Genomic DNA, 12404 nt, shown 5'->3' with positions numbered 1-12404 from the left:
CCTGGTCTTCAGCAGTCGTGCGCGAACATTCTCGACAGGTCACGCGAATTCATCGCGCACACCACACGAAGCCGCTCCTTCGACATGGATTCCTTCGAGGACTACTCGGGCAGCGTGTATCCGAACATCCGCACCAACATGTACTGGGCGTCCAAGGTGCAGATCGAAGGCGTCGCGGACATCATGACCCGCTGGCGCAGGCAACTCGGCGACAACGCGTGGAAGGGCCTGTACGTCGTCGTCTTCACGATCTGGACCACATCCTCCCTGAACCAGAACTCCCTCATCATCAAGAAGTTCATGGACCCGGCGCAGGCCGACACCCACCTGATCGACATATCCACGGCCGAGCTCCCCTCCAAGCCGATCCCCGTCGCCCTGGACAACGTCGCCCGGATCGTGCAGGACAAGATCGCAGCAGAGATGATCTTCTGCACCGACACGAAACTCGCCGACGCCCTCAAGGGCCCGGACGAGCTTCTGTCCGGCGAGATCCTGCGACTGCTCGGCCGCGCGCCCGACGCCCAGGATCGGACATGCTGATGCCCTGGGCAATCGCCGGAAAGCCCTGGCACGACACACCCGATGTCCCCATCGACCACCTAGGAGCCTAGGAGTCCCTTCATGACCACCGTGATGCTGGTCCACGGCGCCTGGCACCGGCCGAGCACCTGGACGAGGCTTGAGCCTGAGCTGCACGCGCTCGGCTACGCCACGCGCACGCCCGCGCTTCCGAGCGCCGGCGAACGTCCCACCGCGGGCATGCACGACGACGCCGCCGTGCTGGCCGCGGAACTGGCCGCGGTCGAAGGCCCGATCGTGCTGCTCGCCCACTCCTACGGAGGCATCCCGACGACACGAGTGGCCTGTTCCCCCTCATCGACCGGCCACGCACCTCGCTCTACGGCGACCTGCCGGACGCCGAGGCCGAGCAGGAGCTGAGCCGCCTGGTCAACCAGACCAGGCGGTCCTTGCTCGCCGCCGTCTGTACGCCGACCGGGAGAGAGGCTCGGCGCTGAGCTCGCCCGATGTCCAGGCCGGGTGGATCACGCCGCGTGCCTGGTGGGCAGCAGGGCGGTCAGCAGCCAGCCGCCGTCCTCGGCCGGGCCGGCGGTGAGGGTGCCGCCGAGTGCGTGGGCGCGTTCGCGCATGCCGCGCAGCCCTTGCCCGGAGGAGGGCAGGCTGAGCACGGCGGCGGCTGGGCGGCCGTTGCGCACCTCGACGGCCAGCCCGCCGGGGGCCGCGGTGAGGCTCACCCGCACCCAGGTGCCCGCCCCCGCGTGTTTGAGCACGTTGGTGAGCCCCTCCTGGACGATCCGGGCGGCCGAGGCGCGGGCCATCAGAGGCGCCCGCGCCACTTCAGGGCCGATGTCGAGCTCGACGAGCAGCCCAGCCGCGCTCATGCGTTCGGCCGACCGGCGCATCACGGTGGCCGGGTCGGCCAGCAGGTCGGGCTGCTTGTCGGGGTCACGCAGCAGGTCGAGCAGGCCGCGGAGGTCTTCGAGCACCTGGTGGCCGGCGTCATGGATGTCGGTGAGCGCCTGGCTGGAGGGCCCGCCGGGGTCGGCGTAGCGGGCGGCGCCGGCGCGCAGGACCATGGCGCCGACGTGGTGGGCGACGATGTCGTGCATCTCGCGGGCGATGCTCTCGCGCTCGGCCAGCTGGTCGGCACGCACCTGAGCCAGGGCGCGCTGTTGCGACTCGCGACGGCGCAGCCGTTCCGCCTGGTTCGCGGCCTGCCGGGCCCGCAGGTAGCGGCCGCTCGCCACGGGGGCCACGACGAGCGTCATCAGCGCCAGGACCCGCGTCGGCTGCGACCCGGCGTCGGCCGGCGCGGCGGTGACGGCGGCGATGGCGAGGACGGCGACGAGGTGGACGACGAACGTCCAGAGCCAGGAGGCCACGCGCATGGCGAACACGCCCACGGCGACCAGGGCGAGCATGACACAGGTGGCCGTCGCCTCCTCGAAGTACCGGTCGGCCAGCAGCATGAGGACCACCTGAAGGACGAACACCAGCCCCGGCAGCCGCCGCGCGACGCCCAGGGACAGGCCCGCGAGCACCACCACCGACGCGGCCACCCAGACCGGCCCGCCGGCGGTGTCCCAGCCCGTCCAGGTGTTCAGGACGGTCAGGGTGAGCCCGCCGCCGGCCAGCAGCACGTCCGGAGTGACGTCGCGCTTGGGCAGGCGTCCGGCCGGGCCGCGCAGGTAGACGCCGATCAGGACGGGCAGCACGACGGCTCCGGCGCAGTACCACCAGGCGTTGGCCGTGAAGGGGTGGGCGGGATCGGCCAGGTTGACCGCGGTGGCCACGCCCACGACCAGAGCCGAGCAGGTCACGGTGAGCGGCCGCGTCCGGTGGGCGACGACGCCGAGGGCCGCCAGGAGCAGGATCTGCACGGTGTTGACGGTGAACGCGCCGAGCTGGTCGGTGAGGACGAGCAGCCCCGCCAGGTAGCCGGCCACCGCCACCGGCCACCGCCGCAGGAACCCCATGGGAGCCCCGGCCAGCACGGAGAAGGCCCCGCAGATCACCACGGGCGCCGACGCGGTCCCCCAGGTGTGCCAGGTGGTCAGGACGTCGAAGCCGATGGCGGCCGTCACGAGCAGGACATCCAGCGCCTTGCCACGCCATCGCATGCGTCAACGGTATCCAGGCGGTTCCGGAGATCGATACTCCTGTAGGAGGAGACCCCCTCCTCCTACTGGTCGGTCGAGCCGGCGCCGGCCGAACGCCCGACTACCGTCACGTCGACAGATTCGCCGCGCAGCGGATCGGCCTAATTTCGGTGTCACCTGAAAGAACATCGAAAGGGCTGGTCATGAAGATGACGCGGTTGGCGGGGATGGGGCTCGCGGTCGGCACGGTGATGGCGTTGTGCACGATCGCGAGCCCGGCGCAGGCCACTGAGGAAGGCTGGGACCGAGCGGCCGGCTGCGCCGATGCGCGGGCGGAGGTCTCCTCCATCAGCGGCTGGGTGTCGCCCAACGCCTGCACGTTCGTCAAGCGGCAGATCACGTTCGGCAAGGTCACCACCCCTGACCGGGTGGGCGCCTATGTCGACATCTGGTCCAAGGACGCGACGCTGTGGGAACCGGCGAAGGCGAGCACCCCGCTGCTCCAGGGCGAGGAGGCCATCAGAAGGTCGATCAGCGGAACGCTCAGCCTGATCCCCGACTTCCGGTTCCGAGGCACGCGCGTCGCTGTGAACGGTCCCGCCGTGATGTTCGAAGCGCGCAACGAGGCCACGGTCAAGGGACACGAGGTCGCCTACGACGCGGTCTACCGGGTCCAGCTGACCGACGGCGGCAAGGTCGTGCAAGGCCGCCGCTACTACGACCGGCACACCCTGTTCAGGCCGCTCGCCCCCGAGCTGCCCGACCTGTTCGCCGGCGTCGCCGACGGCGGCAGCCCCGACCAGGTCCGCAGGCCGGTCCTCGGCCCCGACGAGCTCGTCGCCCGCGCCAAGGCGTGGAACGACGAGGACGCGCAGGCCCTGGCGGCGCGGCTCACCGGCGCGCCGCTGTCCGCCCCCGGCCTGAACGGCGGCACGCTGCGCACCACCCAGGGCAAGCTCGCCTACCTGAACAGGTTCTTCGCACAGGTCAGCGACGTCCGGCTGGAGCCGGGGCAGGCCGTGAAGGTGAACGGCGCGACCTACCTGGAATGGCACGGCACGCTCCTGCCCAAGGGCCAGACCGACGCGATCAGCTTCGGCATCGTCGAGCGCGTCGACGACACCGGCGGCGTCTCGAACGGCTGGACCCTGACCTTCGACCAGCTGCCGCTCGTCGCCGACGAAGCCAGGATCGCCGAGCTGTACGGCAGGCTGCGGTAGCCATCGGGTCCTGATCAGGGGGCGGGCGCAGGCCCCGCCTGCGCCCGCCCGGCGACGCGTTCCGCCGCCTTCCGGTCAGCCGTTCAGTGCGGACTGCACCAGCGCGGCGTACGCTCGCTGGCCCGCGGGGTTGGGGTGGTAGGAGGCTCCGTCGGTGGTGATGTCGATCGCCCGCACGTACGGGTCGTTGTCGCAGATGGCGTGGCCGGTGAAGGCCGGCACCGGGTCGATGAAGGAGATGTCGGCCCCCTGCTGGCGCAGGCGGGCGATGACGGCCGCGCTGACGGCGTTCATCCGGTCGGTCATGTCGTTGAGCCACAGGGCGTCGAGCTGGCCGATGCGCAGGGAGCTGATGCAGGTCAGCGGCGCCTCGTTCTGCACGTTGAACAGGTGCGGGTAGCCCAGGACGATGACGCGGGCGTTCGGCGCCTTCTGGTGGATCTTGGTGAAGGTGTCGGTGAGCGGGCCGTCGAGCGCCGCGATGGCCCGTTCGGTGCTGTCGTCACGGCAGTTGAGGCCGACGGTGCAGCGGCTGATGACGTCGGAGAAGCCGGCGTCGTTGCCGCCGATCGACAGGGTCACCAGATCGGTGTCGGCGTCCAGGTAGCCCTGGTCGATCTGCGGCGGCTCGCCGTTGGCGTACGCGTCGCCCGCGACGTGCTTGGTCTGGGCGCCCGAGCAGGCCAGCAGGGCGAAGCCGGTGGTGCCGTTGCCGGTGCGCGCCTCGCTCTCGATGGTGGCGGACGAGCCGGGCCATTTGATCATCCGCGCGTAGGCGTCGGCCTTGGACCGGTGGCAGGTCGAGCCGCGGGTGCCGAGGGTGAAGTTGCTGATCTCGTCGTACGGCTCGTTGCCCTGCCCGGCCGAGTAGGAGTCGCCGAGGCCCACATAGTCGACCTTGGGCTTGGTCGTCGGGATGAAGGCCATGGCGTCGAAGGCGATGTCCCAGTCCCAGTTGCGGCCCTCCTCGCGTCTGGTCAGGTTGCTGAGCGACACGCTGGCGCCCGAGTCGAGGTGGAACACGCCGAGGTCCACCCAGGTGTTCTTCTGCCAGTACTGGCCCACGACCCGGTGCCGGGTGGGGGCGTTGCCGCCGGGATCGATGACGTAGTCGGCGAGCTGGGTGTGCGCGCCGATCTCCGGGATGTGCACCTTGATGCGCGTCCACCCGGTCATGGAGCTCGGCGGGCGCCAGATGCCGGTGACGCCGAACTTGAGCTGGCCGGCGTTGGTGGCGTCCCTGGTGTGGGTGAACCAGAAGTGGTCGCCGAAGCCGCCGCCGAGCTGGTGGAAGTCGACTCTGGAGACGTACGGCGCGGGCTCGGTCTCGTTGAAGTACAGCGTGAACGAGCCGTAGTTGCCCCAGGTCCTGCTGCAGCCCGAGCGCACGATCGGCACCGAGGACGGCACGTCGTCCACGACGTAGGCGTTGGCCGGGATGCCGCTGAGCGAGCAGTTGGGCGCGTTGTGGGTGCCGTCGGGTTGCTCGGGATAGGAGGTGTCGAAGCGCAGCAGCTCGTGGCCGCACACGCCGCTGCCGCACATCCGGTACCACGTCGGGGTGTGCCACCAGCACTTCAGGTCGTACTGGCCGGAGGCGTCCTTGTGCTTGCACGGCGCGGCCGCGTCGCCCGGGTCGCAGTCGTTCTTGCCCGGCTCGCAGAAGGACGAGACGAGCGGCTTGGCGGCGTTGCGGTCCTCGACGCTGACCCACCAGGCGGGACGGAAACCGGGGCCGTCCGGGGTGGAGATGGAGTAGGCGGCGAAGCCGATGACCTTCTCCTCGTACGGCCACAGCTGCGGCTCCGCGGGGTCGTGCGGGTTGCTGTTGAAGAAGTGGCGGTTGGCCGGGTAGACGGGGTTGGCGGGGTTGTTGGCCCAGCCCACCCCCCACGGCGAGCCGTCGTGCTGGTCGGGGTGGAAGCCCGAGTTGTAGGCCCAGATGGCGAAGATCCAGTTCTCCAGCCACGCCGAGTCGCCGTTGCTGTGGATCAGCCCGGCGTTGCGGGTCTGGTTCCACTTGTCCTGGAGGATGCGCAGGCCGGCGGCCATGTTCGTGGCGTAGTCGACGGCGATCTCCCGCTGCTGCCAGGCGGGCAGCGCGACCTCGCAGAAGTTCTCGTCCGGCTTGCAGGGACGCTCGTGGCCCTGCTTGCGCATGCCGTCGGTGATCTGGGTGATGCCGTACCCGCAGTCGCTCTTGTCCCAGTTGATCACCCAGTCGTCGGAGGGGTCGTCGTTGTAGAGCTCACGGCCGTAGTAGTTGCCGATCAGCGGGTTGCCGGTGCTTCCCGGCAGCACGTGGCCGGTGGCCTGCCAGAGGTTCGTCTCCTGCGACATGATGCCGAGGAACACCTGTACCGGGACCCGGCCGCCGCCCGCCAGGGAGAGCGGCGGGAACTCGCCCTGCGGCCGCCACTGCGTCAGGCCCGACTGCTTCCAGCCGGTCGGGCGCAGCATCGTCAGGTTGCCGACCACCGCCTGGTCCGCCGCCCACTCCACCTGGCGCGGCGTCGGCTGGTACACCTGCGTGTACGGATCGTTGCGCGGCACGGAACAGTAGGCGCCGGTGTCGACGGTGCCGGTCATCGACGTGGCGGCCGTCACCGCGAGGGCACCGGTGCCGGCGGCGGTGCCGGTGTCGGGCACGCCGTCCGAGGTCCGTACCGTGAAACCGGTCTCCCTGCCGGTGGTCGTGATCCTGGTCTTCAGATGGACGACCTGGGGCTCGTCGGGGCGCTGCGACGTCATCGACCGCACCCACTCCGCGGACGGCTCCCGGCCCGATCCCATCGAGGGCCGCGTCTGCGGCAGGACGGCCAGCCGCCCGTGCGAGGAGAGCCGGGCCGTGGCGGGGACGTCCACGCGGGTCACCGAGGCGGGCAGCGGCCGCGCGGTCGTGAGGCTTCCGGTGAGGAACACCTTCCCGCCCGTGCCCGCGCGCACGTCGACCTCGGTGAGCGGCCCCGAGGCCAGCTCCGCCGCCTCGCCCCCGGCGACGGGCACGCGGCGCACGCGGGCGACGTCCCCCTGGTGCTCCATGAACACCACGCCGCCGCCGGCGTCGGCGGCCAGCCTGAACGGCACCGACGCCGCCCTGGCGAGGTCGCGCGGCTCCCCGCGCGCGGGAAGGAACCGCAGGCTGCTGCCGGCGGCGGCCACGATGCCGCCGTTCACGGGGATGGCGGACGTGACCTGCCCGGCCTGCTCGACGGGCGCGGCCATCCGTCCCGAGGCCGCGTCGAGCACGGACAGCCGGGTGCGCGCCGGCGGGCCGCCCGGCTGGTCCCCTCCCCTGGCCTGCGTGATCACGCTGCGCTCTCCCTGGCCGCAGCCGGGGTTGAAGTAGGCGAGCGAGGAGTGGATCGGCAGCTTGGTCACCTTGCCGGTGGGCACGTCGATGAGCGCGGTGAAGGCGCCGCGGTCGAACAGGTCCGCCTGGTTGGTGAAGGCGCGCGGCGCGTACACGGCCACCGCCTTCCTGCCGGAGGCGGTGAAGCAGACGTTGCCGATCCAGCGGTCGGTCTCGAAGCCGGGCTCGCTCAGCGTCGCCAGCGTGCGCCAGGTGTAGCCGGTGCGTTCCTCGGCCGTCAGCAGGTGGAAGCCGGTCGCGTCGCCCTCGGTGGTCCAGGCGAGGTCCGGCGAGGTACGCCAGTCCGCGGCCAGCACGCGGTCCCGCTCGGCCGGGGCCACCGACGAGGAAGGCTCCTGTGGCGGCGGGGTGTCCGGCGGAGCGGCCGCGCCCGCCGGAACGGTCAGCCCGGCCGTGAGCAGCGCGGCGGCCGCGCCGATGCCGAGCGCTCTGATCGTGGGTCTGTTCATGACGGGCTCCAAGGGGGGTGGCGGATGGCAGACGGAACCGCAGAACCTGGGGCTCAGCCGGTGAAGCAGGCGTAGACGTCCACCGAGATCTTGACCGGGGACGTGCCGGTGTTCCTCAGCACGACCGTGCCGTCCGGGCGGAGCGCGGCCGTGGCGAAGCCGACGGTGCTCCGGCCCGCCGTGTACGCGACCGTCCGCACGCCGGTGGCGCTGCCGGAGGGGACGACCTCGACCGTGCCGTTCGCCGTCCCGGTGGCGGTGACGGCGACGCCGACGGCCGTGACGCCCGCCGAGGGGATGTCGCCGCCGGAGGGACGCAGCACGTACGTGCCGCCGGCGGCGACCGTCACGCCGTCGCCGACCCGGACCGGGGCGATCGCCTTGACGAGTGAGGCCCGTTCGGCGGCGGTGTAGTAGCCGCTCACCTCGACCGAGACCTCGGCCGCGCCGCCGCCCAGATTGTGCAGATTGATCTTCCCGTCGGCGCCGGGCCTGACGATGGTGAAGAACTGCACAGGGGTGTTGGCGGGGTAGTCCACGTTGGCGTCGGCCGGGAAGGCGTCCCCCGCGGGATAGACCCGGATCGTGCCGGTGGATGCGCTCTTGACCAGCACCGTCAGGGCGACGCTCTGCGGGGAGGGCAGGCCGGGCGTCGTGAGTTCGAGATTCCCCAGCGCCGCGACCGGCGCCCGGTCGGCGATCCGCGACGGCGCCACCGGGTGGTAGGTGCCGCCGACGTCGGACGCGGCGTGGTCGAGGGTGTAGCCGTGCACGTCGAGATAGACGCGGACGGCCTGGCCGCTGCGGTTCTCCAGCTTGAGCGCGCCGTCCTCGCCGACCTTCGCCACGACCATGGTGGAGGCGTACCGGCCGGCGTCGTAGAACAGCACGTCGCCCTTCGGTTCGGGCTCGCCGGAGGGGTAGACGGCCAGCGAGCCGGTGTTGAAGAAGTCGCCCTTGGCGGCGATGTTGACCGCGACGGCGGCGATGCCGTCGGCGGGGAGCCCGGCGACGCCCGCGAGGGGGACGGTCAACGTCGAGTTCGCGCTGATCTGGACGTTGCCGAGGACACGGGTGCGGGTCTGGAAGAGCTGGTGCGGGCCGGGGCGGGCCGCGGAGCCGAGAGCGGCCTCGTCGAGCTGGATGCGGGGAGTGCTGCCGCCGCCGTGGGCGATGGGCTTGCCGGTGTCCTTCAGCGCCGCCTCGATCTCGGCCGGCGTGGCGTCGGGACGCGCCTGGCGCAGCACCGCCAGAGCTCCGGCGACGTGCGGGGCGGCCATCGACGTGCCGCTCATGGACTGCCACCGGCCGCCCGGCACCGACGAGACGATGTCCGTCCCGGGGGCGAACAGGTCCAGCAGCGGGCCGCGATTGCTGAAGGAGGACACCTCGTCCTGGTCGGTGGTGCTGCCCACCGCGACGGCGGAGGAGACGCAGGCCGGGGCGCTGACGGCGTCGGTGTAGCCGTTGTTGCCCGCGGCCACCACCGTGAGGGCCCCGGCGGCGAGCAGCCGGTCGATCGCGGGTCCGCGCGGATCGTCGTCGCACGGGGAGGTGTACCTGCCGCTGCCCAGGCTGAGGTTGACCGCGGCCACCGGGACGCCCTCGTCGATCAGGTCCAGGACCTTCTCCATCCCCGCGAGCTGGGCGCTGACGAAGCTCAGCAGGCACGGCGGCCCGGCGCTCCCGCAGTAGGAGAAGGAGTCGAACCTGCTGTAGACCTGAACGGCGACGAGGCCGGCCCCCGGAGCGACCCCGCCCGCCGCGTCGCCGGTCTCCTGCCCGGCGACGATCCCGGCCACGTGCGTGCCGTGGGCGCAGTCGAGGTACGCGCACGGCCCGCTGTCGGCGTCCGCCGCTCCGGGCCCTTCCTGCTGGTCGGCGCCGTCCGGGCACAGGCTGGAGGCTCCGTAGGCGGCGTCGCTGGGCGAGAAGCACGCCTCGGCCACGACGCGCCCGCCGAAGAACGGATGGTGAACCGCGACACCCGAGTCCAGGACGGCCACCGCGCTGCCCTCGCCGGTCAGCCCCGCCTCCCGGGTGCGGTCCGCGCCGATGAGGGGCACGCTCTCGGCGAGGCTGGGCGGGACCGGCACGTCCTCCGACACGCTGACCACGCCCGGCTGGGCCGCCAGCCGGTCCACCTCCGCGCGGCCGGCGCGCACGGTGAGCACCGGTAATCGCGACAGCGTCTGGATCACCCGTCCGGAGCCGGCCGCGGCGGCCGCGGCGGACAGGCCGGCGCGGTCCCGCGTCACCACGTTCACGCGGACCTCGCCGCCCGCGGACAGCTTCGCCGCCAGCCCGGGGTCCACGCGGGGGCCGGCCGCCGCCGCCGAGGCGGCCTGCGACGGCTCGGGCGGCGCCGCGACGAGGGCCGTCATGAGGGCCGTCATGACGGCGGCCGCGGTGATGAGGCGGCGGACCAGGGGTTGCTTCATGTGCACTCCGCTCGACGAAGGACGTGCCTCGGCAGGATCACTGGCCCGCCAGTACCGCCTTGGCACGCCGCACCCAGGTGGTGAAGACGGACAGCGACTCGGTCAGCGCCTGCCGCTGGTCGCGGACCATGACCTCTTCGTAGGCGCGCTTCGCCGCACGGTACGTCGGCAGCAGGCCGGCGCCGTCCGCGCAGGCGGCGTCGTCGGCCGCGACCTGCTTCTCCGCCTGTGTGGCGGCCACACCGGGCTCCCGGCCGGCCCAGCGCAGATCGGCGCGGGCGCTCATCGGGCTGTCGTAGGCGTACCCCTTGGCCGTCATGCAGCTCACCCACTGGTTCAGGGCCCGTGCGACGGCGGTGTGCTCCAGGGCGAGGAAGCTCGCGTCGTCGGCCAGCAGCCGGGGGTCGGCGACCAGCGCGTGGTCCTGGCCGAGGACGCTGGTCTCGCCGCTGGTCGCGCAGCCGCCCTGGGGGATGGACTCCCCCGGCCCGGTCGTGGCGGCGGTGCCGTCGTAGGCCGCCATCTCCTCCGCCGTGGGCGCGCGCTGGTCGGCGGGCTCCGCGGCGGCGGCCGCCACGGCCGGGTCGAGCGCGGGCCTCGGGTATCCGGACCGGGAGGCCGCCGTCGCGTCGAGGGGTTCGATCAGGTCGGCCTCGACGTAGTCCTCGGGGTTCCAGTTCCGTACGACGCCCGCCGTCCAGGCGGAGAAGCCGAGCGACTGCATGCACGTGGCGGTAGCGGCGTCCTTGGCCAGGTCGATGGTGTGGATGTCGGCCATGGACGTCATGTACGGATCGAGCGGCATCGGCAGCCCCGGATCCGACGGGACGGCGGTGAGCGCCGGCTCCGGGATCGGGGACGGCTCCGGCCCGAGCGTCCCCGTGGGCCCGGGAACCGGCAGCACCTCGCCCGTGGTGGGCAGCGGGTCGGGGTCGAGGGTCGGGGAGGCGGCCGAGCTGTACGCCGCCGGCTGGAGGTTGACCGCGGTGATCCCGATGGTCAGCAGGACGGCCCCGGCGGCCAGCAGCGGTGGTGTGCCCTTTCTCATTTGCCGTTCCTCCTCCAGAAGCACTCGCCCTTGCCGATCCATCTGCCCTCGGTGCAGTATTCGCGCGAGTAGAGAATGACGTTGGAATAATGGAAGGGCTGCAGCACGCCCAGGGTGTCGTGCCATCCGTCGCCCCGGCAGCCCTGCCAGTTGTACCAAATGAGAAATCGCCGGCTGTAGATGCGGCTGTAGACGCTGCGGCCCTTCCACTGCTGCTGGGCGCCGCCCCACCAGCTCCATTGCGTGACCGGGCACGCGGCGCCGTTGTAGTCGGGGGTGAAGGTGGAGTTCCAGCGGTCCATCGATTTGCCGCTGTTCACGTTGCGCACGCGGTAATAGCCGGCGCTGGTCTTGGTGTCCTTCCACAACTGGTTCTTGCCGCCGTTGTAGCGCCAGACGGAGACGATGCCGCCATTGGCCTTCGATTTCTGGTAGACCTCCAGGTACTGGCGCGTGTATTCGTTCTGCCAGCGGTATGTGCCGTCCGCGTGCGCGGCGGCGGGGAGGACGGCCGCCACGGTCGCGACCGCGGCGACGACCGTCACCGTGGCCCGCGTGGCCGTGCGGACGGCGGGACGAGAGCCTTTCATCGGGTGGATCTCCCTTCTGCGCGGAAGGTGCGAGGGGTTCCGGCCGGCACGGGGACGCACCGGCCGGCGGCGGCTGCTCACGAACCCTGGACGTGCCACCATCTCGTGCACCTCCAGCTGCTGCCGCCCTTCACGCAGGCCCTGAAGTAGCGGCCGGTCACCTCGTTGACGCCGCCCGTGGTCCCGCTGCTCGCGCCGCTGGGGATCGTCTTGTGGCAGGCGTGGTAGGACGAGCCGCCGGTGTCGGACCAGTCGAGCGAGACCTTGTCGCCCGATCGCAGGCCGCTGCCCCAGGCCCACCAGATGCTGGAGTTCCACGTACCGCTGTAGAGGCCCGCCCCGCCGCGGGAGGTCCCGGCCACGTACTCCAGCCGGGACCTGTCGCCCTTGGCGGGGTAGTAGTCGTAGGGGTCGTAGTTGGGCCCGCAGGAGTAGTTGATCAGTCCCGCCGCGTGGACCTCCTCCGAGATGATCACGTCGCCGTCGTCGGTCGCCGGCTCGCGGGACGGGGTCGGCGACGGCTGGGGCGAGTGGGCCAGCGCGGGCGGCGTGGTGAGAAGAGCGGCGGCGGCCACGCCGAGTACCAGGGCGGAAGCGACTCGTACTGCTTTCACGTGTTGTCACCTTTCGGAGGGCTGGATGCCGCGCCTCGACGTGCGAGC

The 12404-nt window shown here is 71.8% G+C and carries 9 protein-coding genes; 3 read left to right on the top strand and 6 right to left on the bottom strand.

Going from position 1 to position 12404, the window contains the following annotated elements:
* A partial coding sequence (locus ACWCSD_RS35060) for a hypothetical protein (RefSeq protein WP_449921416.1) occupies positions 1–543 on the top strand: 543 nt, incomplete at its 5' end.
* An 81-nt stretch (positions 544–624) separates the two neighbouring features.
* On the top strand, positions 625–942 hold the full coding sequence (locus ACWCSD_RS35055; protein WP_449921414.1) for an alpha/beta fold hydrolase: 318 nt from the start codon (positions 625–627) through the stop codon (positions 940–942).
* A gap of 104 nt (positions 943–1046) precedes the next feature.
* Here the strand turns inward: ACWCSD_RS35055 and ACWCSD_RS35050 are convergent, their stop codons facing one another.
* Positions 1047–2642, bottom strand: coding sequence for a sensor histidine kinase (locus ACWCSD_RS35050; RefSeq protein WP_449921412.1), 1596 nt, complete (start codon positions 2640–2642; stop codon positions 1047–1049).
* A 182-nt stretch (positions 2643–2824) separates the two neighbouring features.
* Between ACWCSD_RS35050 and ACWCSD_RS35045 the strand changes: the two genes are divergently transcribed.
* Positions 2825–3841, top strand: coding sequence for a nuclear transport factor 2 family protein (locus tag ACWCSD_RS35045; RefSeq protein ID WP_449921410.1), 1017 nt, complete (start codon positions 2825–2827; stop codon positions 3839–3841).
* Between the two features lie 75 nt (positions 3842–3916).
* Here ACWCSD_RS35045 and ACWCSD_RS35040 read toward each other — a convergent pair whose 3' ends face one another.
* The 5 genes from ACWCSD_RS35040 to ACWCSD_RS35020 all read right to left on the bottom strand — a co-directional run bounded on the left by ACWCSD_RS35040 (position 3917) and on the right by ACWCSD_RS35020 (position 12356).
* Positions 3917–7663: an SGNH/GDSL hydrolase family protein gene (locus ACWCSD_RS35040; protein ID WP_449921407.1), complete on the bottom strand. Its 3747-nt coding sequence runs from the start codon at positions 7661–7663 to the stop codon at positions 3917–3919.
* Positions 7664–7716: 53 nt separating this feature from the next.
* The gene (locus tag ACWCSD_RS35035; protein WP_449921404.1) at positions 7717–10104 is read right to left on the bottom strand and encodes a S8 family peptidase; all 2388 of its coding nucleotides are present in this window, start codon (positions 10102–10104) and stop codon (positions 7717–7719) included.
* Positions 10105–10141: 37 nt separating this feature from the next.
* Positions 10142–11152: a hypothetical protein gene (locus tag ACWCSD_RS35030; RefSeq protein ID WP_397159608.1), complete on the bottom strand. Its 1011-nt coding sequence runs from the start codon at positions 11150–11152 to the stop codon at positions 10142–10144.
* Positions 11149–11742: an RICIN domain-containing protein gene (locus ACWCSD_RS35025; RefSeq protein WP_449921401.1), complete on the bottom strand. Its 594-nt coding sequence runs from the start codon at positions 11740–11742 to the stop codon at positions 11149–11151. Before ACWCSD_RS35025 ends, ACWCSD_RS35030 begins: the two co-directional genes overlap by 4 nt.
* 77 nt (positions 11743–11819) lie before the next feature.
* Positions 11820–12356, bottom strand: coding sequence for a hypothetical protein (locus ACWCSD_RS35020; RefSeq protein ID WP_358298048.1), 537 nt, complete (start codon positions 12354–12356; stop codon positions 11820–11822).
* Between the last annotated feature and the right edge of the window lie 48 nt (positions 12357–12404).

It is taken from the genome of Nonomuraea sp. NPDC001684 (assembly GCF_053596515.1).
The sequence above is the reverse complement of the archived record's forward strand: the minus strand, read 5'-3'. Positions and strand labels throughout refer to the sequence as shown.